The 24823-nt window shown below is 60.4% G+C and carries 23 protein-coding genes and 2 pseudogenes; 10 read left to right on the plus strand and 15 right to left on the minus strand.

The features are described from left to right. Positions 1–330: 330 nt before the first annotated feature. The 7 genes from IQ265_RS20835 to IQ265_RS20865 form a co-directional block, all read right to left on the minus strand. Positions 331–975 carry a helix-turn-helix domain-containing protein gene (locus IQ265_RS20835; protein ID WP_194057161.1) on the minus strand — a complete coding sequence of 215 codons (645 nt, stop codon included), beginning with the start codon at positions 973–975 and terminating at the stop codon, positions 331–333. Between the two features lie 105 nt (positions 976–1080). After that, positions 1081–1953, minus strand: coding sequence for an urease accessory protein UreD (locus IQ265_RS20840; protein ID WP_194057162.1), 873 nt, complete (start codon positions 1951–1953; stop codon positions 1081–1083). Positions 1954–1959: 6 nt separating this feature from the next. Continuing rightward, a complete protein-coding gene (locus IQ265_RS20845; protein ID WP_347404993.1) occupies positions 1960–2568 on the minus strand; it encodes a DUF3318 domain-containing protein in 609 nt (202 codons plus the stop codon). Positions 2569–2660: 92 nt separating this feature from the next. Continuing rightward, entirely contained in the window at positions 2661–2846 is a 186-nt protein-coding gene (locus IQ265_RS20850) for a chlorophyll a/b-binding protein (RefSeq protein WP_194057164.1), read from the minus strand. A 33-nt stretch (positions 2847–2879) separates the two neighbouring features. Continuing rightward, positions 2880–3068: a hypothetical protein gene (locus IQ265_RS20855; protein ID WP_194057167.1), complete on the minus strand. Its 189-nt coding sequence runs from the start codon at positions 3066–3068 to the stop codon at positions 2880–2882. 189 nt (positions 3069–3257) lie between these two features. Next, positions 3258–3977 carry a HAMP domain-containing histidine kinase gene (locus tag IQ265_RS20860; protein ID WP_194057168.1) on the minus strand — a complete coding sequence of 240 codons (720 nt, stop codon included), beginning with the start codon at positions 3975–3977 and terminating at the stop codon, positions 3258–3260. Between the two features lie 60 nt (positions 3978–4037). Further along, positions 4038–4670 carry an L-threonylcarbamoyladenylate synthase gene (locus IQ265_RS20865; protein ID WP_194057170.1) on the minus strand — a complete coding sequence of 211 codons (633 nt, stop codon included), beginning with the start codon at positions 4668–4670 and terminating at the stop codon, positions 4038–4040. A gap of 123 nt (positions 4671–4793) precedes the next feature. On the opposite strand from IQ265_RS20865, the gene IQ265_RS20870 reads away from it, so the two are divergent. After that, positions 4794–5189 carry a tetratricopeptide repeat protein gene (locus IQ265_RS20870; protein ID WP_194057172.1) on the plus strand — a complete coding sequence of 132 codons (396 nt, stop codon included), beginning with the start codon at positions 4794–4796 and terminating at the stop codon, positions 5187–5189. Positions 5190–5301: 112 nt separating this feature from the next. Here the strand turns inward: IQ265_RS20870 and IQ265_RS20875 are convergent, their stop codons facing one another. Next, positions 5302–7023 carry a glycosyltransferase family 39 protein gene (locus IQ265_RS20875; RefSeq protein ID WP_194057174.1) on the minus strand — a complete coding sequence of 574 codons (1722 nt, stop codon included), beginning with the start codon at positions 7021–7023 and terminating at the stop codon, positions 5302–5304. Positions 7024–7214: 191 nt separating this feature from the next. Between IQ265_RS20875 and IQ265_RS20880 the strand changes: the two genes are divergently transcribed. Then, a complete protein-coding gene (locus IQ265_RS20880) occupies positions 7215–7637 on the plus strand; it encodes a biopolymer transporter ExbD (protein ID WP_194057176.1) in 423 nt (140 codons plus the stop codon). 197 nt (positions 7638–7834) lie between these two features. Here the strand turns inward: IQ265_RS20880 and cobN are convergent. Then, a pseudogene (cobN, locus tag IQ265_RS20885) lies at positions 7835–11699 on the minus strand (cobaltochelatase subunit CobN). A 224-nt stretch (positions 11700–11923) separates the two neighbouring features. Here cobN and IQ265_RS20890 point away from each other — a divergent pair. Next, positions 11924–14107, plus strand: coding sequence for an ATP-binding protein (locus tag IQ265_RS20890; protein ID WP_228038239.1), 2184 nt, complete (start codon positions 11924–11926; stop codon positions 14105–14107). 147 nt (positions 14108–14254) lie between these two features. Here IQ265_RS20890 and IQ265_RS20895 read toward each other — a convergent pair whose 3' ends face one another. From IQ265_RS20895 to IQ265_RS20905, 3 genes are all read right to left on the minus strand, one after another. Beyond that, positions 14255–14986, minus strand: a complete 732-nt coding sequence (locus IQ265_RS20895) for a TPM domain-containing protein (protein WP_228038252.1) — start codon at positions 14984–14986, stop codon at positions 14255–14257. A 229-nt stretch (positions 14987–15215) separates the two neighbouring features. Next, positions 15216–16721 (minus strand): ATP-binding protein, encoded by a 1506-nt coding sequence (locus IQ265_RS20900; RefSeq protein ID WP_228038241.1) that lies wholly within the window; start codon positions 16719–16721, stop codon positions 15216–15218. Beyond that, the gene (locus IQ265_RS20905; RefSeq protein WP_194057180.1) at positions 16661–17344 is read right to left on the minus strand and encodes a response regulator transcription factor; all 684 of its coding nucleotides are present in this window, start codon (positions 17342–17344) and stop codon (positions 16661–16663) included. The genes IQ265_RS20900 and IQ265_RS20905 overlap by 61 nt, the downstream gene beginning before the upstream one ends. Before the next feature lie 273 nt (positions 17345–17617). Between IQ265_RS20905 and IQ265_RS20910 the strand changes: the two genes are divergently transcribed. Both IQ265_RS20910 and IQ265_RS20915 read left to right on the plus strand, forming a co-directional pair. Further along, positions 17618–18187 (plus strand): hypothetical protein, encoded by a 570-nt coding sequence (locus IQ265_RS20910; protein WP_194057182.1) that lies wholly within the window; start codon positions 17618–17620, stop codon positions 18185–18187. 83 nt (positions 18188–18270) lie between these two features. Then, positions 18271–18711 (plus strand): GNAT family N-acetyltransferase, encoded by a 441-nt coding sequence (locus IQ265_RS20915; protein ID WP_194057184.1) that lies wholly within the window; start codon positions 18271–18273, stop codon positions 18709–18711. A gap of 18 nt (positions 18712–18729) precedes the next feature. On the opposite strand, the gene IQ265_RS20920 is transcribed toward IQ265_RS20915, so the two are convergent. Further along, on the minus strand, positions 18730–19368 hold the full coding sequence (locus tag IQ265_RS20920) for an Npun_F5749 family FMN-dependent PPOX-type flavoprotein (protein WP_194057186.1): 639 nt from the start codon (positions 19366–19368) through the stop codon (positions 18730–18732). Between the two features lie 141 nt (positions 19369–19509). Here IQ265_RS20920 and IQ265_RS20925 point away from each other — a divergent pair, with 141 nt between their 5' ends. From IQ265_RS20925 to pyrC, 5 genes are all read left to right on the plus strand, one after another. Then, a complete protein-coding gene (locus IQ265_RS20925; RefSeq protein ID WP_194057188.1) occupies positions 19510–20610 on the plus strand; it encodes a calcium/sodium antiporter in 1101 nt (366 codons plus the stop codon). A gap of 66 nt (positions 20611–20676) precedes the next feature. Further along, positions 20677–22269, plus strand: coding sequence for an Hsp70 family protein (locus IQ265_RS20930; protein ID WP_194057190.1), 1593 nt, complete (start codon positions 20677–20679; stop codon positions 22267–22269). Positions 22270–22332: 63 nt separating this feature from the next. After that, positions 22333–22548, plus strand: a complete 216-nt coding sequence (locus tag IQ265_RS20935; RefSeq protein ID WP_194057192.1) for a hypothetical protein — start codon at positions 22333–22335, stop codon at positions 22546–22548. 100 nt (positions 22549–22648) lie between these two features. Continuing rightward, positions 22649–23068, plus strand: coding sequence for a VOC family protein (locus tag IQ265_RS20940; RefSeq protein ID WP_194057194.1), 420 nt, complete (start codon positions 22649–22651; stop codon positions 23066–23068). Between the two features lie 22 nt (positions 23069–23090). Then, the gene (gene pyrC / locus IQ265_RS20945; protein WP_194057196.1) at positions 23091–24119 is read left to right on the plus strand and encodes a dihydroorotase; all 1029 of its coding nucleotides are present in this window, start codon (positions 23091–23093) and stop codon (positions 24117–24119) included. Positions 24120–24355: 236 nt separating this feature from the next. Here pyrC and IQ265_RS20950 read toward each other — a convergent pair whose 3' ends face one another. Together IQ265_RS20950 and IQ265_RS30155 are read right to left on the minus strand one after the other, a co-directional pair. Continuing rightward, positions 24356–24568 (minus strand): type II toxin-antitoxin system HicA family toxin, encoded by a 213-nt coding sequence (locus tag IQ265_RS20950; protein WP_228038253.1) that lies wholly within the window; start codon positions 24566–24568, stop codon positions 24356–24358. Positions 24569–24597: 29 nt separating this feature from the next. Then, positions 24598–24803, minus strand: a pseudogene (locus IQ265_RS30155) (2-oxoisovalerate dehydrogenase). Between the last annotated feature and the right edge of the window lie 20 nt (positions 24804–24823).

Here is a 24823-nt window from a genome sequence, read left to right on the forward strand (position 1 = left end):
CATCCTCAATGCCATGGTGAGCCATGACACCCTCTGGCAGGCTCCAGCTTGCTCATTGCCGCCAGCTGCCACCCTCATGGCAGCTACTACATAGCAGGGTGAGCTTGACAATCAAGATAATCGCTACAGCGGCTACAGTCGCTGGATTAAAGCTGGTACCTTCTTATACCAAATCCGAGTCACACAACCCCGATTCGTAACCGGTACCTCGTAGGGAGCATTGCACTGCAATGCCCCTACAAATCGGGGGTATACAGACAGGATTTGGTATTACCTGGAATCTTCTGATGGGAGGGTTGTGGCCAGAATTGACGACACGCCCTAAAACCCTCACAGCGTTGGGAAATCGGCTGCCAGGCTGGCCCCTTCTAAACCCAGGGCCGAAGCGTATTTTTGAATAAACGCGCGAATGTAAAACGGCTCTGGCAGCTGCTGCAAATTGCCAGACTCGATCGCCTTTAGGGTATGGGGCTGAATAAAGGTTCGCTGATAGACATCCTCTAGGGACAGGGCTTTTTCCTGCCGAGTCTGCTGTAGGTAAGCCCCAACTTTTTGTAGGCTGGCCTGCTGAATAGCGGCAAAATCGGCCCTGGCCTGCAGCTTTTTGGCCAGCGTTTCGTGAATGTAGTGGCGCTGGTCTGAAAACCGGGCGGAGGGGCCGGAAGTCGCCGCTGTTTGGGGCCGGGCCGAAATGGCATCGGGCCGAGGTTGAGCGGTGACGCGCTGGGGGTTGGCTGGGGCTGGTCGGGGCGTCGCCGCTTCCAGGGTAAAGCCCTCAGTCTCACTGTCTTGCAGGCGCTGGTCGAGGCGGTATCGATTGAGCAGGCCCAGGGCCACCAGGGTGGTTACCGGCAGGGTTGCTACTGCCACCTGCTGAGCCGCTATGGATATTGCGGCCGTCGCGCCTGCCCCCAAAATCAGAGCATACTCTGAGGAGGGCGGCAGCTTAGAGCCAGAAAATTGAGGAGTCTTCATAGCACCTTCAAGACATTTCTATGGTCTACCTTTTCGCTGAGGGTAGTCCTTCGTCCGGAAGGAGCGGCCAAAGTTCTATCGTCGGTATGACCGCGGTTAGCCCTGCTAGCGGGGCCACAGCCGAGAGACTGCCCCAGGTCGCCCCAGGTAGTGGGGGCGCAGGTATTGCCAGACCGCCACAAACCAGCGCCGCGCCGCCTGACTAGATGGGCCTCGGTAGCGGCAGAGTACGCCCGACTGCAGGCGAGTAACGCCCCCGTCGCCCGCTTGCTCTTGGGGCCAAAGCTGACGGAGAGCCTCGATGTCGGGTGCTTCAACGCTATACCCGAGCAGGGCAAAACTGCCCACCACCGGGTACCCGGCCAGGCCGTTGAGGCTGTGCAGGGGGGCGCTGCCGCCAACTAGCTGTTGGCGATCGCACCACAGGGGCCAATCGTTTTGCCAGACCTCTAGCTGCGATCGCCACTGGCCTCGCTCAAAGGTTTCGCCCCGAGCGCTGCGGCCAAAGCGGGTGATCTCCCAACCGCCCCAGACTGCCCCAGGGGCCAGGACTACCCGCAGCTGCTGCCGGTAGTGGGCCTGGTTAAACACAATGGTTTCCTGGGGCATCCATTCCAAGCAGCTGCCTGGGGCTAGAGTAATCTCAACGGTTTGGCTAGATGGAGACTCGGCGCTGCTGCCGTAGATTTTGCTGGCGGCAGCCGTGGTGACCAGCACCTGGGCCTGGGGTGCTGTGGCTAGCTCTACCTCCAGGCGATCGCCCCCCACCAGCCCACCAGCCGTATGCACCAGCACGCTGTGGCACAGCCCCTCACCCTCGGGGTAGAGGGGGCGCTGCACACGCAGGGGAGCGCGGGTGTAGGTCTGGGTGGGTATACACCGCCCCGACTCGACCGCGTAGGTGAGGTGGGCGACGCCCAACCAGCCAGCCCGATCGGTTGGCAATGGGGGCGGCGATGGGGACGGTAGCTGCACCATAGGGGCCTAGCGCAGGTAACTCTCGGGCACCGGAAACTCCGAGCGCCCCGTCTGCCTCCGCAGGTTTTGGCAGCGAACCAGTTCGTTAACGGTCAAGACTTGCCGCCCCTCTAGTGGCGGTACGGCCTCAATGGCGCGAATTAGAGCGGCGGCGGCCTCGGCCTGGTCGTAGCCCCGTCGCTGGGCCACCTGCACCGCCTTGTCATCGGCAGCAATGTCGGTTTGGGGGCCGGTTACCCCCCGCCAAATCTGCCAGCCCGCCAGAGCCGTGACCCCGGCGGCGGCAACTACGCCCACCGCATCGGCCTGCAGCAGCTCGACTACCCCTCCGGCCAGCCCGGCCCCGGCCAGAGCCTGGTACCAGTTGGGCTTGAGCACGTTGGCCAGGGTGACCCAGCAGACGGTGCGCAAAAACAGCAGGTCGCGATCGCTGACTGCCAGCTGATGCCACAGGTCAAGGTTGATAGAAACGGCGTGGGCCTGCTGCCAGGGACGCGGAAACTCCGCCTTGATCACGCTCAGCTGGCGATCGTTGAGCATGAGTTTGGTTTTCATGCGGGCCGAGGCGGGCATTAGCTCCCGCAGTCGGCTAATTTCTGCGTTGGGGTTAACCACGGCCCTACCCTTTCAAAAACCACCCCTAAGCCTACCATTTCTAATCGCTAGAATGGCGCATCGGTAGGGGCTAGACCGCCTAGGGCAGCCGTTCAGCGCAGCCCCAGCCAGCTAAAAAACGTTTGGCCAGTTGCCAGCTCGAGCAACAGCAGCGCCACAAAGCCCACCATGGCAAACCGCCCGTTGATGCGCTCGGCATAGCGAGTCCAGCCAAAGGCCGGGGTGGGTTCAGCAGAGGCTTCAGGGTTAGAAGCAGCAATATTCGAGTCTTTGATCATCGTTGGGGTAGGTAACGTCTATGTAAGAACATCTTACTTTTTCCCTTCCTCTTTTTTCTCGACAATGCGGACGGGAATACCACTATCCAAATACTTTTTTAGAGCAGCGGTAAACTCATCTTCTGCGGTTTTGGGCTTAGGTTTTTGGACTAATGGTTTTCCCAATAAGGCCTCATTAGTCCATGCAATAAGGACCAGAATGAGAACAATGACAAGTTCCATAATGATTGCTGTGACTTAGTTTCAGGGATCTGATCCGGTAGGCTGCGCTTTAACATCTGTGGGGCAGGGGTATGGGTTAGCTACAGGGAAGCAGCGATTAATTCCGGAAGCGATTTGCCCAAACTATATCGAAAGATCCTGAAATGGATCGGTTTATTCAAATGTTCAGTGAAATGGCGGTATTGAGTGTCAGTTAGTAGGGCTTGGCAGCTTCAGGCACAGAAGGCTTTTAGGATTTTCTGCGGCACCTAAAAATTCTAGGGTGCCGCCCAAATGGGGCACTAAACGGGCCGCTAGCTGGTAGCGAAACTCTGGCGATAGGGCGGCTACAGCTGGGGTTTGAGCCTCGCCAGGGTTGGCTCCCAGGTGAATAACGACGGCGCTGGCGGCGGCAGCATCGGCGACGGTGAGGCTAATTTGGGGGCTGCCCTGAACCAGGGCGGCTTCTATTAGCATGACCAGTATCTGCTCTAGCCAGGCGGCATCGGTCTGAACGGTGAGGCTGGCGGCCACGGGGCCAAGGCTAAAGCGGCAGTGGCGGTTGATGCACTGCATTTCGATCAGTCGCTGGACTCGGGTGAGCAGTGGCTCTAGCAGGGTGGGCTGGGGTTGGGGTTGCAGGGTGCCAATGTCGAGCTTAGAGAGCGTAATGAGCAGATCGAGGTTTTTGAGCACCGTCTGAATGGCCTGGTTAGCCTGGGCAATGAACTCGCGCTCTTCGGCGGGATTTTCGCACAGGTCTTCGAGAATGAGCTGGTGCAGGCTAATGATTTGGTTGATGGGCGATCTGAGTTCGTGGGAGGCGGTGCCCAAGAAGGCCGCCTGGTGCTGGGTCTGGTGCAGCAGGCGATCGTAGGCTAGCTGCAGGGTGGCCAGATCGGTAAAGTCTTTGCCCTGGGGGTAGTGCATAGCTATGGGGGAGAAGGGGGTGTTCAATTCAAACCAAAATTCAACGTTCAAAATTCAACGTTAGGGGTTGGGTAGGGCTACCGCGCCCGATCGCAGCACTTTCCAACTTCCGTTCTGCCAGCGAGCTACGGTGGAGGGCAACCCGGAGCCCTGGGGCTGGTTATTGGGTGGCATCTCACTGCCGATCGCCCCGTAAATCTCGGCCTGGGCGGCGGGAGAGAGGGTGAAGACCTGGGGAAAGCTGGCCGCGATCGCCGTCATAGTTTCGAGGGGCGGCTGGCCAGAGCGATTGGCGCTGGTGGTGGCCAGGGGGCCAGTGTGGGCCAGCAGGTGCCGGGCCAGGGGGTGGTCGGGCACCCGCAGGCCAATGGTGCCGGTCTGCTGCGGATTCATAGCGGCGGGCAGGCGACCGGAGGCGGGCAGCACCAGGGTGAGGGCACCGGGCCAGTACTGAGCGGCGATCGCCCTCCACTCAGCCAGCTCATCGTCAGTTCCCGTAATATAGGGCAGCAGATCGCCCAGGCTAGCCCCCATCAAAATCAGGGGTTTGTCAGGGCTGCGCTCTTTGGCGGTGTAAATGCGATCGCCCGCCTCGGGCTGCGCCGCCAGCGCCGGTACCGTATCAGTCGGAAAGCTGACCAGCTCCCCAGATCGCACCGCTGTAACCAGTTCTGTTAACAATACTTCAGGCATAGGTTGAACTATAGAGCAAATTTCCTGCGGCTGTAACCCGTACCAACGGCGCGTGTCACCCCCCCTCAGCGATCGCCTGCCGCACCCTCACAATGGAAGCTGTTGCCCGAGTAAAATGCTTGAATGAACCCGATCCACGACCACGACCACAGCGCCGCCGCCCTCAATGCCAAGGGCTGTGCCCTATGCGAACAGAACCAGTTCGCCCAAGCCCTCGACAGCTTTGATCAGGCTCTGGCCCTCAACAATGCCTACTGCACCGCCTGGAACAACCGCGCCAACGCCCTGTGTGGCCTCAACCGGCAGGCCGAAGCTCTGGCCGCCTACGATCGCGCGGTAGCCCTCAACCCCCAGTACCACCAGGCCTGGTTTAACCGGGGCAAACTGCTAGCCGACATAGGGGCCTACGGCAACGCGATGGAGTCGTACAACCGCGCGATCGCCCTGCTGGCCGACCCCATGTACCTCCACGCCAGAGCAAACATTTGGGTAAAAAAACAGCTGATCGCTACGGTTTAGCGATCGCCCCAACACCCCTTTCAGCCCCTATTCAAGCAATTCCTTCAGCCCCCCATTTCCCGCCCACCCTCCTACCCATCCACCCTCCCACCCTCTTACCCATATCCGCCTCCTACCCCCTCGGTACCGCCCCAGGCACCAGCGGAGCCCGCACCAGCTGCCACTCTCCTACGGTGGCAATGACTTCGTAGCCCTCGCTCAAAGGCACCGCGTTGGGGTTGCCCCAGGCGTAGCCCTCAGAGGGTATTTGGCTCCAGTTGCCCAGGGGCTTGCCCAGGTGGGGCGTATAGACCGTGAGTAAAACCGACAGGCTATCCTGCCTGGGCTGCACCATGTGCACCGGGTTGTTTGCCAACACATCCACCACGGGCGGCGCTTGCAGGGCGAGCTTAAGATCGGCGCTGTAGTTGCCAAAAATGCCGGTTGCAAAGGCGGCCAGGACGGCCAGCCACGGCCCTAGCAGCCAGCCCCACTGCCACAGCCGCTGCTGGGGTTGGCTCACCCGCCCGCGCCGGTTGAGCACCATCAGCCAGGGCAGCAGCAGCCCCAGCCCGCCCGCTACTCCCAGCCAGCCGTAGGGGCGCAGGTCGGCGGCAATCAGCTCGCCGGGGGTAATTAGCATGGCGGCCCCGGCAGACATCAGCAAAATGCCCACGACTCCCGCTACCCAGCTCAACCCCACTGCGACCCAATAGCGCCGGGGTGCCCGGGAGCGAAACAGCCGCCCCAGGTGGGTTAGCCCCACCGCAGCCAGCAGCGCGATAAAGGGGTGAACGGGCAAATCGTCGAAGCCAACTCGAGTGTTAAACAGGCTGAGCAGCCCCACCAGCACCACCGGATACCCCAGCCAGAGGGTGCGGCGACCCAGGGCGCGATCGCCCTCGGCAGCCAGTCTACAATCCCTCGTTCCTACCAGCCAGGCTCCAACTAGGGCAAACCCTACCCACGGAAAGGTTGCCAGGGGCAGGTGCCACAGGTAGTAAATCGCATCTAGGGTAGACATTTGAGCGGCCAGCCCTGCCCCACGAAACGGAGAGAGCAGATGCGCCGAAAGCTGAGACAGGGGCAAGTCGCCGTAGCGGGCTACACTGTGCCCTAGCCACATCGCTGTGGGTATAGCCCCAAAGGCCAAACCGTAGTACAGGCCAATGTTGCTCAAGTGGTGGTGGGTTTTGTGCCCTCGCACCAGGTAGGGCAACAGCGCCAGCATCGGCAAAACAACCAGCAGGCCCTTCGCCAAAAAGCCAAAGCTGAGGGCGATGCCCGCCACCATGCCCCAGCCGATTCGTTGGCCGGGGTGATCTTCGCTGTGCAGCAGCGCCCAGATGGCTAGCAGGGTCAGGCTCAGCAGCAGCGCATCGGGGGTGGCCAGCTTGGTGGCCTGCATCCACAGGGGCATTACCGCTAGAATGCCCGCACTCCACAGCCCTAGCTGGGGTGAACCCAGTCGCTGGCCCAGCCGCCAGGTCAACCCCAGGGCGATCGCCCCCGCTGCCATGCTGGGCAGCCGTGCCGCCAGTTCGCTGCGGCCAAACCAGTGGTAGCTGAGCGCAATTAGCCAGTGCAGCCCCGGCAGGCGATCGAACTGGGGCGTACCCCACCAGCCCAGGCCAACCCAGTTGTTGTAGCTCAACATCTCCCAGGCCTGCTGAGCGTAAATGCCCTCGGGGGCCAGCAGGCTTTGCTGCGGACTGTTGAACGCCAGCAGCGGAACTACCCACAGCAGCAGCCATAGCCAGGGCTGCCGCGTTAGCCGCCCGGCCCACTGGTGAATGGTCTTAGAACTATCCCTAAATTTGTCCGTGATATTTTTCGCGAAATTATCCGTGAGCACACCAGACTCCCCGCTCCAGCTGTGGGGTTTTTAGGGGGCAGTTACTCCCCTAGCCACCCCAGGTTGGCCCTATACTAATGGCATTATCAGAAGTCGGATGACGGCTTTTGGAATCATATTTGGGGCTGCTTTAGGGCACCTCCGAGGCCGTTTTCTTTACCCTTGCTTAAACCCTGCCTGGGTTGAATGCCATGCGTGCTCGCCGCCGTCGTCAGGTCAATGCTCAAATTCCCGAGGTCAACCTCGTCCCCATGATGGACGTGTTGATGACGGTGCTGACCTTTTTCATCATTATCTCAATGAGCCTGACCGGGCAGCAGTTGCTCAACGTGCGCCTGCCCCAGTCGGTAGCAGAAGGTGGTACCGAAGAGCCCCAAATTGTGCAAGTCGATGCCCTGGTGGTGGGTTTGGATAAAGACGGCAACATGCTGCTGGATAACGAGACTATTACCTTTACTCAGCTCAGCCAGCGGGTGCGCACCTACTTTGCCCAAAACCCCAACGGCAAGCTGGTGCTCAAGGCCGATCGCGAGTTGAGCTATAGCCAGGTCTCGGGCTTGCTGACCGACCTGCGGGCGATCGGCGGCAACCGGGTCTCGCTGGCAGTGGAATAGCTGGCCGTAGAGTAATACCAATCGTCCATGCCGCTAGCGCGGCACCCCCAACGATAAAAACAGCCATAGCCGGTCCCTGAGCGAAGTCGAAGGGATGGCTATTTATAGAGCAATTCACAATCAGAAACCTTGTAGGGGCGTAGCATGCTACGCCCCTACAGATTGGGGGGTATTCACTCGAGATTTGGTACAACACCCTATAACTGTCGGGCTTCCAGCACTCCCTCGGCTTCGTGGGCGATCTGCCGCAGGGCATCGAGCATTGGATCGGGGGCCGTCTGCCACAGGCCGCGCTGGTGGGCTTCCAGCAGGCGTTCGGCCATGTCGCGCAGTGCCCAGGGGTTAGAGGTTTGCACGAACGCCTGGACAGTTGGATCGAGCACGTAGGCCTGGGCCACCCCCTCGTACATGTGGTCGGCGACACAGCGGGCAGTGGCATCGTAGGCAAATAGATAATCGACGGTGGCGGCCATTTCAAAGGCCCCTTTGTAGCCGTGGCGCATCACCCCCTCGATCCACTTGGGGTTGACCACGCGGGAGCGGTAGACTTTGGCGATCTCAGCTTCGAGCGATCGCACCTTGGGCTTGGCCGTCACCGCATTGTCGCCAAAGTAGGTGGCGGGCTGCTGACCCTGGAGCGTGCGGGCTGCCACCGCCATGCCCCCCTGAAACTGGTAGTAGTCGTCAGAATCCAACAAATCGTGCTCGCGGTTGTCCTGGTTGTGGAGCACCACCTGCAGGTGCCGCAGCCGCTGCTCAAAGGCCTCGGGCACGGCGTGGCCCTGGGCGTTGCGGCCGTAGGCGTAGCCGCTCCAGTTCAGGTAGGCGCGGGCCAGATCTTCATCGGTGGTCCAGTTTTGCGATTCGATCAGCCCCTGCAGCCCGGCCCCATAGGCCCCCGGTTTAGAGCCAAAAATTCGGTAGCGCGATCGCTGCTCCGCCTGCTCCGCCGTCAGCCCCTGGCGCTGCCACTCAGTAGATTCCTGCCGCACCCGATGGGCCAAAGGATTCTGCTCTGGCGGTTCCTCTAGTGCTGCCACCGCCGCTACCGCCTGGTCGAACAGGTCAATCAAGTTTGGGAATGCATCCCTAAAAAAGCCGGAAATGCGCAGGGTGACATCGACTCTGGGCCGCCCCAGGGCCGACAGGGGCAACACTTCAAAATCGACCACTCGCCGCGAAGGGCCATCCCACACCGGGCGCACCCCCATCAGCGCCAGGGCTTCGGCTAAATCATCGCCCCCGGTGCGCATGGTCGAAGTGCCCCACACCGACAGACCTAGGGTTTGGGGGTACTCGCCGTGGTCTTGGGTGTACTGCTCTACCAAGACCTCCGCCGCCCGTCGTCCTATATCCCAGGCGCTCTCGGTGGGGATGGCGCGAATGTCTACCGAGAAAAAGTTGCGGCCCGTGGGCAGCACGTCGGGCCGGTTACGGGTGGGCGCTCCGGCGGGGCCGCTGGGCACGTAGCGCCCGTCGAGGCCCTTGAGCAGGTTGGCGATTTCGTCGCTGGTGCGGTTGAGGGCGGGGAGGAGGGTGTGCGTTATCCAACGGAGTTCGTTTTTAATGTCTGGGTGGTCTGCAACAGTGGGATTGGCCCTCTCCCCCAGCCCCTCTCCCTGGGGGAGAGGGCGGCTCGGGGAGTTATTTTGCAACAACTCCACCAGTCGAGATGCCTCTTCTTCCAACCGCGCGATCGCATCTCCCACAATTCGACAGTTGGCTAACTCGGTAAAGGGCTCCCCCGGCTCGGCGGTGAGGGGGYYGWSNTCKNAKAYWCCAAGATTCTGCGATCGCTCGGGTTAGCCCCTGGCGGCCGGGGCCGGGGTGGCGGGCGATCGCCACGATCAAATCCCGTAGCTGGCGACCGTTGGGGCATTGGCCAAAAATATGCAGCCCATCGCGAATTTGGGCCTCTTTGAGGTCGCAGAGGTAGGTGTCGAGGGTGGGGAGGAGGGTGGGGAGTGGGGGAGTGGGAGGGTGGGAGGGTGGGAGGGTGGATGGGTGGATGGGTGAGGGGGTGAGGTCGGCGAGTAGGTGGGTTTCGTTGAGGAGGGTGAGGATGCGATCGCCAATCAGTGCCAGTCGGGTGGGGTCTAGGCTTTGGGCTTCGTAGTATTCGTCGACCAGGCCTTCTAGCTTTTCCAGGGGGCCGTAGAGTTCGGCGCGGGTCAGCGGCGGGGTGAGGTGGTCGAGAATGACCGCCTGGGCGCGGCGTTTGGCCTGGGAGCCTTCGCCCGGATCGTTGACGATAAACGGGTACAGGTGGGGCAGGGGGCCGAGCATGGCTTCGGGGTAGCAGTTCTGCGACAGGCCTACGCCCTTGCCGGGTAGCCATTCCAGGTTGCCGTGCTTGCCCAGGTGCACCATCGCCTGAGCCCCAAAGCCATGCCTGAGCCAGGTGTAAAAAGCGAAGTAATCGTGGGTTGGCTCTAGGTCGGGGGAGTGGTAGTTGAGGCTAGGATCTAGGTCGTAGCCCSGGSKGGGSTGARKSSSRRKRAAGRKKKTGCCGRGTKRAAGMSSGGGGRKGGGGARKGGGKGGGRGGGTRGGRGGGKGGGAGGGTGGATGGGTGGATGGGTGGAATGTTTTTTGTGAGCAGGGTCGAAAGGGGTGCCCCAGCGATCGCCCATGCCCGTCTGCACCGCTTCTGGCAGTGCTACAAAATGCTCTAGGTAATCGGTGACTGAGAGCGACTGGTGAATTTGGCGAAAGTCGCGGCCTTCGGGGTCGTTGGTCACCCCTGCGGTGAGCTGGCGAATCAGATCATCGCCATCGGTGGGGATGTCGCCGACGGTGTAGTCAGCGGCTTTGAGGGCGCGCAGAACTTCGATCGCGCTCTGGGGCGTATCGAGGCCCACGCCGTTGGCGAGGCGGCCATCGCGGTTGGGGTAGTTGGCAAGAATCAGGGCAATGCGGCGATCGCAGGCAGGGGTGCGGCGCAGGCTGGCCCACCGAGCGGCCAGATCGGCGACAAACTGAATGCGATCGGCTACGGGCTCGTAGGTGACTACATCGGTCTCTAGCGCTTCGCTGCGCTGGTTGGCCGCTTTAAACGATACGGCGCGGGTAATAATGCGCCCATCCACCTCAGGCAGGGCCACATTCATGGCAATGTCGCGGGGCGAAAGGCCCAGGCTTTGGCTGGCCCAAGCCGCCTCGGTGCCACCGCTGAGAATGACTTGTAGTACGGGCACATCCAGGCGTTCCCACAGTGCCAGGTTGGGGGTGGCCCCATCTAGCTTGGCGACCGAAAAGCTGGTGGTATTTAGCAGCAGGTCAATGCCATTACCATCCTTAGGCTGAAGCAAATCCACCAGTTCAGCCTGCACGTCGGGGTCTTGCAGCGACGACACAAACACCGGCAGCGGCGCTAGGCCCCGATCGATCAGAGCGGCGCAGAGGGCATCGATGGGGGCGGTGTTGCCCGCCAGGTAGTGGGCGCGGTAGAAGAGGAGGCCGATTTTGGCTTTCGGATTTCGGATTTTGAATTTTGAATTTTGAATTTTGAATTTTGAACTGGCAGAATACACCCCAACTTTAGGGATGGGCTGGGGGTCGGGAGGCTGGAATGTAGTGTCGAGGATGCGATCGCAAACCCACATCAACCCATTCGCCATGTTCTCAACGCCGCCTTCGTTGAGGTAGCGCCACAGCTGGTTGGCCACCGTCAGCGGCACGGTGGAGTGGCTGATCAAGTCGGGGGCGGGGCGATCGTCGCCGGGCAGCACGATCAGGGCGGCTCCGGTGTCGGCGGCCACCTCACGTACCACCTCCAGGCCGTAGGGCCAGTAGGCGCGGCCCCCCAGCAGCCGCACCACGATCAGCTGGGCGTGGTGCAGCACGTCGTCGGCGTAGGTGTCGATGGCGAGCTGCTGCTGGAGCTGGAGCAGACTGGCCACCCGCAGCCCCGGAAAGGAGGCCGGAAACCTGGCCCGGCTGAGGCTTTGAATATCGGTATCGGCGGCGGTCAAAAACACCAGCGGAGCCGGGGTTTGCTCGACAAAAATAACGCCCTCGGTATCGGGAGTCCAGCCGCCGGGGGTGGCCGCTAAGCGATGCATGGGCGTTCTCTAGAACAACAAATGGGGCAACGACAAATCTGAAGGAACTCTAGCGTAAGTCGGGGCTGCACCAAAACGAAAGCTACGATGGGCTGGTCAAATTCTTTTGGTAAATCCTTAAGGCTTTCTTCCGCCGAACCCCTCGTTCAACCCACCGCAATAGGTGCGTTCAGTCTCAAAATGTAAGGATGCCTAAATCTAAAGACCGTGGCACTGAACAGGGTATGCCCAGAGCGGCCCTGGTTTTGCTGGGGCAGTTTTTGCGTCGGTACAGTCGGCAGCACAAGCTTACCCTACTCACTGAAGCAGATGCATCCGCCGCCGCCGTTGACGACGTCAGCTTCTGGTGCCTGCGGGGGGCAGATCTGGCGGTGGTGGTGGCTGCACGCCCTCACAAGACCGATCGCGATCGCGCCCTGGTCAGTTTGATCACCGACGCCGATGCGGTCGAGACCTGGCTGGTGCGGCGGGGCCTAACGCCTGAGCCACACCCCAGCGGCCCCACCAGCTTGGCGACCCTAGGTCAGTTTATGCTCGCCTGGGTGCAAGCCTGTGCCGAGGCCAATGCCACCAGCCCCGCTGCCCCGACCCAAACCGTGAGCAATCGGCAGCAGGAGCGCCGCCTATTGCTCAACCAGGTGATTACCAAAATTCAGGGCAGCCTAGAGCTAGCTGAAATTCTCGAAACCACCGTTGCCGAGGTGCGTCAGTTTTTGCAGGCCGATCGCCTGCTGATCTACCAGTTTGAGCAGCCTCCGCTACCTCCTGCTGGGCCAATGGAGGGTGAGGCGGCAGAGCAAAGCGGGCAGATTGAGAGCATTGGCTATATCACCTATGAGTCGCGAGCCAGCGATCGCCTGCCCTCGGTGCTGCACTACACCGAGCATATGTGCTTTCAAAAGCATCCCGACTATCCCGATCGCGCGGCCTACTTCCGCCAGGGGCTACCCATCGTCATCGACGATGTGGCTGACACCTACCGCGACATTCCCTGCATGCTGGCCTTCCTGCAGCAGGTGCAGGTCAAGTCAAAGGCCGTGGCCCCCATTTTGGTGGGGCAAGACCTGTGGGGCCTGCTGATTGTGCACCAGTGCGACAACCAGCGCTGCTGGCACCCCTGGGAAACCGAGTTTTTGCAGCACATCGCCGAGCACCTGTCGATCGCCATCAACCAGGCTCAGCTCTACCAGCGGCTGCAGCAGCAGACCCAAAACCTCGAAGTTTGCGTGGTCGAGCGCACCCAAGACCTGCGCGATGCCCTGGTTGCCGCCGAGGCCGCCAACCGCGCCAAGAGCGAGTTTTTGGCCACCATGAGCCACGAGCTGCGCACCCCCTTGACCTACATCATCGGCATGTCGGCCACCCTCCAGCGCTGGTCGCTGGGCGAGCTTTCGCCCCGCCAGCGCGACTACCTCTCGACCATTCAGGCCAGCGGCGAGCACCTGCTGCGCGTCATCAATGACATCCTAGATGTTTCCAAAATTGAGAATGGTCGCACCGTTCTAGATGTACGGCAGTTCTCCCTGACCTCCCTCTGCCGCCAGAGCGTCGATGCCTTTCGCAACGAAGCAACCCGAAACACCATCGACATTGGTCTCGACCTCAAGCTCAGCAACGGCCAGGACACCTTTGTAGCTGACCCTCGACGGGTGCGGCAAATTCTCGCCAACCTGCTCAGCAACGCCGTTAAGTTTACCCCCGCCAACGGCAAAGTGGTGCTGCGGGTGCGGCGCGAGCAAAACGACGCCGTGTTTCAAATTGAGGACACCGGCATCGGCATTTCACCCACCGCCCAGCCCCTGCTGTTTGAAAAATTTCAGCAGCTCGAAAGCGTGCGCCAGCGGGAGCACCAGGGCACGGGGCTGGGACTGGCCCTAACCAAGCAGCTCGTCGAACTCCACAGCGGCTCGATCAAGGTGAGTTCTGCGGTGGGGGTTGGCTCTACCTTTACCGTGCGCATTCCGCTGCAGCGATCGCTAGCCCCCCTGGAAACGGAAGAACCCACCGCAGAGCCCGTAGTCGGGCGGATTGTGCTGGTTGAAGACAACGAAGAAACCGCCACCTTGATCTGCGATATGCTCACCGCCGCAGCCTACCAGGTGATCTGGATTGTCGATGGCTCACGGGTGCTCGACCAGGTGCGGCTGCTTCAGCCCGCCGCAGTGGTCATCAGCCTGGGTTTGGCCAGCGCCGATGGCAGCGACATTATTACCGCCCTGCGCCAGGGTTCAAGCCCTATGGAGACCAAAGTTTTGGCGCTCATCGCCCCAGACGCCCCCGACCAGACAGAACGAGCCCTCACCGCCGGGGCCGACGACTGGATTGGCAAACCGATCGACCCCCGGCGGCTGCTGTCCAAGGTCAACGCGATTATGACGGCACAGCCATCCTTGCGAGTCAATCGTTAGGTCGTTAGGGTCTTGAGGAAGGCTTGGCCAACGGTCAGGCGTTCGGACTAACATTCGTGGGGCGTTAGATTCGTGGGGCGTTAGAAAGGAATGGGCGCTATTCCAGTAGAACAGCGCCCAAACCAAATCTTACAGAATGGCTGACCGTTAGGTCTCTGAGTTGGAGGCCTGACCACCAAACGCCGGGGTAAGGTAAGCCACCAGCGCCCCAATCAAGAAACCTGCCACGTTGCGAGTTAGGGGCAGCCACTCGCTGGTGCGGGTAACTACGGGGCCAATGCCAAAGGCAAAGAACAAAATTCCCCACAGGGGCGAAAAGATCAGCACCCACTGCCAGGCCAAAATCTGGCCTGGTTTACGAGGGTGAGCGGCAAATCCGCAGATTACACCCCCCACCACGGAGGTAATTAGGGTCAGGACCCATTGCTCCTGGGGCAGGCCGGGTACGACGTTGCAGCCGCCCTGGCGCAGGCAGCCCTGAATTGACTCTAGGGCGCTGAGAATGGAGTTGTCTTCGCCGTTTTCGCGCACAAAGAACTGGTTGCCGTAGCGGGTTTGCAGCTCAATCCAAAAGGTGCGGGGCAGCAGGTCGTAAACGGCATCGCCGACGCTAAAGTTGAGCAGGTTGCCGCCTCTGGGGTCAGCCACTAGCATAATGCTGCGATCGTCAAGGCCCCAAAAGTCTTTGACGGCACGGCCTGGAGTTTGGTCGTACTGGGTCAGCACCCGCAGCTTCCAGCCGGTTTCGGTTTCAAAATCGTTGAGCTGAGAGTCGAGGCTTTCTTCTTGGCGGGCGCTGAGCGACTTGGCCAGGTCGATGATGGCGGTCTGACTGTCGGGCAGGAGTTCGGGGTTGTCGTAGGCCAGGGCCGGGGCCATGGGCAGCCAGGCGCAGAGGCTTACTACACAGATAACCAAAATGTTTAGCGCGTATCTCATACTGGCTTGCCGTAAGAACATGAAACTGACAACGACGAAGGCGACCCACCGCTGGCCCAAGGTAAAGCCAATAGTGGAGTATTTTCCTTAATTTAGTCTATACCTTTGTTAACAGTTGTTTACATAACTCTAATATTTCTCTGTTCACAGGACAAGGGCGCTTAGCTGCCTAGTTAGAAGACAGAGGCAAGTGCAACTCAAACCGGGCCTCCCCAGCGGGGCTTGGGGTCAGCACCAGATCGCCGCCGTGGGCGCGAGCGATCTCGCGGGCTAGGCTGAGGCCCAGGCCAAGCCCTTCGGTTTGGCGGGCGCGGCTAGGCTCGCCGCGATAGAAGCGGTCAAACAGGCGGCTGGCCTCGGCGGCAGTGAGGGGCGTGGTGGCGTTGGTCAACGTGAGCTGCACGCGGGAATTAGTGCGGTTGACCGCTACCCGCACCCAGCCCTGGGGCCGGTTGTATTTGGCGGCGTTGGTAATCAGGTTTTGCACCACCTGCCCCAGCAGATCGCGATCGCCCATTACCCTCACCCCTGGCTCAATCCCTGCACCCACCGCTAAATCGGGGGCCAGCAGCGATAGATCTTCGAGCTGATCCTGCACCAGGGCGCTGAAATCGACGGGCTGGCGCTGAATGCTCATTTGTCCGGCATCGGCCAGTGACAGCAGCAGCAGCTTGCGCACAATGCTGCTGAGCTGGTGCACCTGGTCGAGCAGCTGGCCCAGGGTTTGCTGGGCGGCGGAACCGGTTTCGACCTGCTGCATGGCCCGCTCTAGCTCGCCCTGGAGAATGGTGAGGGGAGTTTTGAGCTCGTGGGCGGCGTCGCCGCTAAAGCGCGAGGTCTGGTGAAAGCTGCGCTCCAGCCGCTCTAGCATGGCATTGAAGGCGGCGATGAGCGGCGTAAACTCAGGGTCGGTGGCGGCGGGTAGGCGCTGGTGCAGTCCCTGGGCCGTGACCTGGCTAATGCTCTGGCTGAGCTGGCGCACGGGCCGCAGCGCCTGACCCGCCAGCACCCAGGCTCCACCCCCAATTACCAGCAGCAGGCCGGGAATCGTCAGGGCGTAGATGCGGCGCAGAGTCGCCATCTCCTGGCGCAGAGCGTTGAGGTTGGCGGCGATCGCCAGCTGTCCGGCGGGCGTCGATCGCACCGCTACCCGCCAGGGGCCATTGGCCGACTGCACCGTCATCAGGCGGCGCGGTCCCCGAGGCGAGCGGCTGCCCTCACGGAAGCCAGGCCGAGGGGAAATGTGAGTCAGGGCACTGGGCCACTGGGGCGATTGGTAGACCACTTCCCCAGCCCGGTTGACTAGCAGCAGCCCGACCTCGGCATGGGCGGGTAGGTCCAGCTCTTGGGCCAGGGCCGCCTCAGGGTCGGCAGGAAATGTCGGGCGATCGCGGGGATTGCGATCACTGGGGCCACCGGAACCGCCGGGGCGACCCAGCGGCCCGGCACTTTGCAGGCGGGCATCGAGGCTGTCGAGGCGGGCCTGGTAGATCAGCCAGCCCGACAGCAGCGCAAAGCCCAGCAGCGCCCCTCCAGCGAGAGCCGCCGACCACAGCGCCAGCCGCAGCCGCAGCGAGAGCGACCTTCTCGAAGGCGAATCGTTTGGCGCTTGGTTCACCCGCTGGCCTCCGCTGCCCGAAAGCGATAGCCCACCCCGCGCACGCTTTCGATCCAATGGGCGGCGGCCAGGGGGTCGAGCTTTTTGCGCAGCCGCTGGATGGCGACATCGACCACGTTGGTGCTGGGGTTGAAGTCGTAGCCCCAGACATGCTCCAAAATCTGGGTGCGGGTGAAGACCCGGCCCGGCGATCGCATCAGGTACTCCAGCAAGTTAAACTCGCGCGCCGTCAGCTCGACCCGCTGGCTACCGCAGGTGACGTCGCGGGTAATGCGATCGAGGCGCAGGGGACCTGCGGTGAGAATGTTTTGGCGATCGCCGCTGGTGCGGCGCACCACCGCATGCACACGGGCCACCAGTTCTTCGACATAAAACGGCTTGGCAATGTAGTCGTCGGCCCCCAGGTTGAGCCCGGCCAGGCGGTCATCGAGTTCGTTGCGGGCGGTAATTAGAATGACCGGCACGGCATGGCCTGCCCCCCGCAGCGCCTTGAGAACGGCTAGCCCATCCAGGCCCGGCACCATAATGTCGAGCAGCACCACATCGTAGGTGCGATCGGTGGCCAGGGCATAGCCCTCGCTGCCGTTGGCGCAGGTATCGACCACAAAGCCTTGCTCCTGCAGCCCCTGAGCCACAAAGCTGGCAATTTTGGCCTCGTCTTCTACCAGTAAAACGTTCATAGGCGATCACAGCCCAGTAGTCGGCCAAGCCAAAGATGACAGGTTAGTAGGGAGTCCAGGGTTCAAGGTTCGGGTTCACGACCGACCTCAAACCGCACGCCACACACCCTGAACCCCTCGCCGCTTGAGCCCTATCAAAATCAGCCTGGTCAAGTACTAGCACAGCTAGCCAACCGCCAAAATGACAAAGCTGTAATTTAGCGGCCATGGTTTTGCCATAGTGCCCAGGCTTAATGGAAATCGTCAACCTAACGCTATCGGAGCAAATCGTCCATGGTAATGCACCGTTCTCTGATCACCGCTGGCCTAGCAACTGTCTTGGTAGGCGGCCTGGGGTTAGCTGCCCTTAGCCAAACTGCCCCAACCGGCCCTGTCCAGCCCGGTGCTGGTCAGACTGAACAGGGCCAGCGGCCCGAGGGTCGCGGTCGCGGTCGTGGTGAAGGTTTGGCCGCCGCCGCTGCCCAGCTAGGGGTGAGCGAAGCCGACCTAAAATCGGCCCTGGGCCTGCCTGCCGAGCCACCGCCGCGCCCCGACCTAGCCGCCGCCGCCACCCAGCTGGGCATTAGCGAAGCCGACCTGCGGCAGGCCCTGCGTGGAGATGGGCAGCGCGGCGATCGCGGCCAGCGCCTAACCAATGCCGCCACCGAGCTAGGCATCAGCGAGGCTGACCTGAAAGCGGCCCTGGGTCTGCCTGCCGAACCGCCGCCACGCCCCGACCTGGCCACTGCCGCTGCCGAGTTAGGGGTAAGCGAAGCCGATTTGCAGGAGGCTCTGCGCAGCAATATGGGCCGTGGCCCCGGCGGCTGTATGGGGTCGGAGGCTGAGGGTCAGCCAGCCCTATAAAATCAGCGATAATGACGGGGTAGCGAACCTCTAGCGCATCGTGACCAGGCAAAAAGGTCAGCGCTTACCGTTGGATGCCGCCGATGCACATTAGACCTGGTGAGATTGCCGACAGTGGCGCGATCGCGGCCCTGCTGAGCGACCTTGGCTACCCCACTACCGCCGACTTCGTCGCCTCTAAACTGGCGCGCCAGCTAGCCCACGCCGATGCCAAACTGCTGGTTGCCGTCGAGCATGACGTTGTCATTGGCTTGATTGCCCTGAACTTTATCCCTCAGCTGGCGCTGGCGGGCGACTACTGCCGAATCAGCTATTTTTGTGTGGCTCCCGAGGCCCGAGGCCGGGGTGTAGGGGCTGCCCTCGAAGCCGCCGCCTGTGGTTTGGCCAGGGCGCGGCGGTGCGATCGCATCGAAGTGCACTGCCACAGCCGCCGCGAACTAGCCCACCGATTTTACTACCGCCAGGGCTACACCGAGTCGCCCAAATATCTGCAAAAGTCTATCCGACCAGACTCGCCTGAATAGATTTAAGGTTGCCTTGCCTTAGGGATTCACCACTTTGACTTGCCAGGTATTGTCGGCCTGGTAGCTGTAGAGGGTGCGGTTTTGCGGATCGCCGCGCAGTTCGAGGTGGTCAACCGCGTGGGGAATGAGCAGCACGAGGCAAAATTCCCCTGGGGGTGCCTCATCGACATCGCGGGGCGAAAAGTCGGCCTCAGACTCGCGGGGCTGGGCGGGGTGGGGCCAGTAAAACTGCTGGCGAGCGTTATCAGAGAGAGCTTCCCAGGCGGTTTGCCGAGCGCGCTTGAGGTCGGCATCCGAGTCGGCCACCCCCACAACGGCAATAGGGCCAGCCAGCCGAAACTGCTCGCGGGTGTGGGTAAAGTACCAGCAGGCCTCGGCCCAGGGGTGCGCAGCAATATCGGCCACCTTGGCACTGCGCTGGTCGGTAACCACCGTCAGCGTGTTGGTGTTGGGCAAAAAATCGCGAAATACAACCGTTCGGTTGGCCGGATGACCAGCGGCGGTAACGGTCGACAGCTGAAAATAGCGGCTGTAGGGGCGGCTGCGATTGCGGTGCAGGGCGCGGGCCAGGGAGCTGCGCCAGGGGGCCAGCGCTGCCTCTTTCAGCACAGCCTTTTTTAACACGGGCTCCGACAGAGATGAATCAGAATCAGACATAAGGCGTTTAAAAAAAGCGCTACTGTGATCAGGTGGCCTGAAATTCCTTGACCATTAGGTTGGCCTTACTTCGGAATGGAAACTTTCCCGGTCTGGGTGAGAGGCATTCCAGGAGAGCKTTTACTGAGTGAGCTTGCAAGTATGACTGTTGCCATCCTATTGCTAATTGCAGGCGGAGGCCTATTGCTGGTAGGGGCAGAGACCCTGGTGCGGGGTGCCTCTAAGCTGGCGGCGCTGCTGGGAATTTCGCCCTTAATTATTGGCCTCACCATTGTGGCCTACGGCACCAGTGCGCCTGAGATGGCGGTAAGTGTGCAATCTAGCCTGGCTGGCCAGGGCGACATTGCCCTGGGCAACGTAATTGGCAGCAATATCTTTAACGTGCTGGTCATTTTGGGGCTGTCGTCGCTGGTGTCGCCGCTGCCGGTGGCGCAGCAGCTGGTGCGCCTGGATGTGCCCATTATGGTGGGGATTTCGGGGTTACTGGTGCTGTTCTCCCTCGACGGTCGCCTCCAGCCCAGCGACGGCATTATTTTTCTGATTGGGGGCGTGGTCTATACGCTGTTTTTGATCTACCAAAGCCGCCGCGAAACCAATGCCGAGGTGCAGTCGGAGTACGATCGCGAGTATGGCGCTGCCCCCGTTGGCCGCTGGACTTGGGCGCTTAATCTGGCCTACATCGCGGTGGGGCTTGTGACCCTGGTGGTGGGTTCGCGGATGTTTGTGACGGGGGCGGTGAGCATTGCCCAAGCGCTGGGCGTGAGTCAGCTGGTGATTGGCTTAACCATTGTGGCGGCGGGTACGTCTTTGCCCGAGTTGGCCACATCGGCGGTGGCCACCTTTCGGGGAGAAGGGGATATTGCCGTGGGCAACGTAATTGGCAGCAACATTTTTAACATTCTGACGGTGCTGGGCGTAACCGCGCTGACCTCGGGGGCTGGCGTGGCAATTCCCGACTCAGTGCTGCACTTTGACCTACCGGTAATGGTGGCGGTGGCGGTGGCCTGTCTGCCCATTTTTCTGACCGGCAACGTAATTTCTCGCTGGGAGGGGGGGCTGTTTGTGGGTTACTACGTGGCCTATGCCACCTACTTGATCCTGCGGGCGGCCTCCCACGACGGTCTGGGGGTGTTTAGCCGGGTAATGCTGCTGTTTGTGATCCCGCTGACCGTAATTACGCTGCTGGTGGTGATGATTCGGTCGTGGCCGAAGAAGCGGCGATCGCCGGTAGAGCATGAGTGAGCTTTTTCTGTTCCTAGCCATCCCCACTGCCAGTAGGATGGGTAGCACCATTGTTAACGTGCATTTATGGCTATAGCGGTTGATTTTGGCACCAGCAATACCGTCATTACCCGCTGGAACCCGGCAACAGAGAGCCCTGAGACCCTGGCGCTGCCGGGTCTGAGCTTGCAGCTAGCGGGGGTACCGCCCCTGGTGCCCAGCCTGGTCTATGTGGAGAAGCCCCAGGCCAATGGGGTGGTGGTGGGGCATGCGGTGCGCGATCGCGGCCTCGACATTGCCGCCGACCCTCGCTTTTTTGCCAACATCAAGCGCGGCATTGGCACGCCGCTGCAAGGGTTTCTGCCCGATATCGATGGGGAATCGCTTTCCTTTGAGCAGCTGGGGGAGTGGTTTTTGCGATCGCTGCTGACCCAGGTGCGCCAGGTGGCCGGAGATGACGACAACCTGGTGCTGACGGTGCCGGTGGACAGCTTTGAGACCTACCGCCTGTGGCTGGGGGACGTGGTGGCCGCGCTCGACTTCAGCCAGGTGCGGCTGATTGACGAACCGACGGCCGCCGCCCTGGGCTACGGATTGACCGGAGAGCAAACCCTGCTGGTGCTCGATTTTGGCGGCGGCACGCTGGACTGGTCGCTGGTGCGGCTGGTGGCCCCGGCCCAGCAAAAGCCGCCAATCGGGTTTTTGTTGAAGTGGCGCGGCCAGGGGGCCGAGCAAACCAGTGCCCAAAAACCTGAGGTAGCGCGGGTGCTGGCCAAAGCGGGCGAAAACCTGGGCGGAGCCGACATTGACCAGTGGCTGGTGGATTATTTTCAGACCCAGGGCATTGCGGGGGGGGCAGTGGTGCAGCGGCTGGCGGAGCGGCTCAAGATCGCCCTGTCTACACAAACCGAAGCGGCGGAAGCCTACTTTGACGATGAAACCTTTGACACCTACGACCTGGCCCTAACCCGCGATCAGTTCGAGGACATTCTCGCCCAAAATCAGTTTTTTGAGCGGCTGGAGAAGGGGCTGGCTCAGGTGCTTCAGCAGGGGCAGCGCCAGGGCATCGACCAGGAGGCGATCGACGCGGTGCTGCTGGTGGGCGGCACGGCGCAGATACCGGCCCTACAGCGGTGGGTGACAGAGCGGTTTGGAACGGAGCGGGTGCGGTGCGATCGCCCCTTTGAGGCCGTCGCCCAGGGAGCCCTACAGGTTGCCCAAGGCCTAGCGGTCGAAGACTTTCTCTACCACAGCTACGGCATTCGCTACTGGGACCGGCGCAACAACCGCCACGGCTGGCACTCGATTTTGCCCCAGGGCCAGCCCTACCCCATGAGTGCGCCCGTGGAGCTGACCCTGGGTGCTTCAGTGGAAAAGCAGCCCAGCATCGAGCTGATCGTTGGCGAGCTGGGGGCGGCCAGCACCCAAACCGAGGTGTACTTTGAGAACGGTCGCCTGGTGACCCGCCAGCTGGGTGGCGACGCACCCTCAGTGCAGCCGCTGAACGATCGCGAGGGCGCACGCACGATCGCGCAGCTCGAGCCGCCGGGGTTTCCGGGCAGCGATCGGGTGCGGGTGCTGTTTAGGGTCGACCGCGATCGGCTGCTGCGCATTACGGTCGAAGACATTCTCACCGGCAATACGCTGCTGGATAACGAAGCTGTCGTGCGGCTGAGTTGATTAAAAAGCTGAAGCGACTCAGTGGATTGTTATGATTTTCTCAAAAGCAGAATAAGGAGTTTTATGGCTATCGATCCTTACGAACCTGAACTAGCAAAGCGGCAAAAAGCGTTTCAAATTGCCTCTAAACAGCTTAATGAGTTACTAAATCTCAACGTGAGTCTTGCCCATCAAGGGAAAGTAGAATTTATTGAAAAATTTGGTAATGCATTGGAAGCTCTGCGAGATTATGAGCACACGGGTCGGGAGCTATCTGATTGGATAGCGCAGAAAAAATAAAATGCCTTACCGCAGCTATAGAACGGGTAAAGCCAACAAGTTCGTATGTTGTCACTCCGGCATTTTGTAAAGACCGATCTAGTTTGCAGGAAAACAGTTTATGGAGCCAAGAGTTACGGTCATTACCCTTGGCGTTGACGATCTTGAAGCGTCGCTGCGGTTTTACCGAGATGGGTTGGGGTTTGCGACCGACGGCATTGTTGGTCAAGAGTTTGAGTATGGCGCAGTGGTTTTCATCGATCTACAGCCGGGTTTGCGGCTTGCTCTTTGGCCCCGTAAAAGCATTGCCCACGATACTGGGCTGACCTTATCTCTGTCCAATGCCACGGAGATGACGCTGGGTCACAATGTCGCTTCGAAAGCGGAGGTAGATGCGGTGATGGGCCAAGCGGCGGTGGCCGGGGCGGCGATCGTCAAGGCTGCCCACGATACGTTTTGGGGTGGCTACTCAGGTTACTTTCAAGACCCCGATGGTCATCTATGGGAGGTTGTTTGGAACCCGGCCTTTTTGCCCCAGTGATTAACTGTTTTAGGATAAGACCATGGAAACGCTGACCCTGACCCGCCCCGACGACTGGCACCTGCATCTGCGCGACGGCGAGGCGCTGAAGGCGGTTTTGCCCCACACGGTGCGGCAGTTTGCTCGGGCGATTGTCATGCCCAACTTGAAGCCGCCTGTGCGCACGGTGGCTGAGGCGGCGGCTTACCGCGATCGCATTCTGGCGGCGGTTCCGGCGGGCCAGCAGTTTGAACCGCTGATGACCCTCTACCTGACTGACAACACTCGCCCTGAAGAGATTTTGGCGGCCAAGGCGGCTCAGTTTGTCAAAGCGGTGAAGTACTACCCCGCTGGTGCCACGACAAACTCGGATGCTGGAGTTACCGAGATTAGCAAGTGCGATCGCGTCTTTGAGGCCATGCAGCAGGTCAACATGCCGCTACTGCTGCATGGGGAAGTCACTGACCCAGCGGTCGATATGTTTGACCGCGAGAAAGTTTTCATTGAGCAATACTTAATTCCTCTGAAGCAGCGCTTTCCTCAACTGCGCGTGGTGCTGGAGCACATTACTACATCAGAGGCGGTGGAATTTGTTTTGGCGACTGACAATATCGCCGCCACAATTACCCCCCAACATCTATTGTTTAACCGCAATAGTTTGTTTCAGGGGGGCCTGCGTCCCCACTACTACTGCCTGCCCATCTTAAAGCGTGAAACCCACCGGCAGAAACTTTTGCAGGCGGCCACCTCAGGCAACCTCAAGTTTTTTTTGGGTACCGATAGCGCCCCCCATCCCCGCAACGGCAAAGAGAGCGCCTGCGGCTGTGCGGGATGTTTTTCGGCGCTGCACGCGATGGAGCTGTACGCAGAGGCGTTTGAAAGCGTGAATGCCCTCGACAAACTGGAGGCGTTCGCCAGCTTTTATGGGCCAGACTTTTACCAGCTACCAAGGAATAGCGATCGCATTACCCTGAGCAAAACAACCTGGCGCATTCCCGACAAGCTGCCTTTTGGCGACACCGAACTGGTGCCGCTGCGGGCCGGGGAAGCGATGACTTGGAAAATGGTTTGATTTTGTTAGGTTCAACCCCCGATTCGGCAGGGCAAACGCCATTTGCCTCTAGGGTTTGGTCTTTGTGGAATCGGGGGTGTGGTTTTGTATCGGTTACGTTTCTGGAGGCATGATGCAGCGGGTCATGCCGCTGATGTGTTCGCCGCTGCGCCTGGTGGCGATGGGGTGCTCCAGGCGATGCTTTCGTAGAAACATTTTGGTCTATGCAACTCGATGGCATACCTTGGAGCTGTAGGTTATTTAGAAAAAAGCCGAGTGATTACCTCATCCCGTTCTATGTCAAAGTGCTCTGCAACAGCTCGCAGGATAGCCTTGAGAGTACCTATTTTAATCGGGCTGTGATTCAGGATCGTAATGCGATGTTCGCAATTTTCGTAGGTTGTTAAACGTAAATGGCTGCCTGTCTGACAATCTATTTGGTAGCCAAGTTTTTCTAAGGCTTTGGCCAGTTACTGACTTATCGGATCTCTTGGCAGCTTCATGAAGCAATCACCTCTTCTCTGACAATGTGTAAGCGAATAAGCTTAGGGCGCTGGTTCTCATCAAAATGGCATTTCACAGCATCACGTACCATTGTTCGCAACTCTACTAAGTTGTCTGTTTGAGTAAAGATAGGTTCCCCTAATGACTGAGCGTTATAGCCCCTTCAGGATCTTCTTCAACCGAGAAAATAAGTTCAGTCATAGGGTTTTAGATATTGTTTG

The organism is Nodosilinea sp. LEGE 06152 (assembly GCF_015207525.1).
Taxonomy (GTDB): Bacteria; Cyanobacteriota; Cyanobacteriia; order Phormidesmidales; family Phormidesmidaceae; genus Nodosilinea.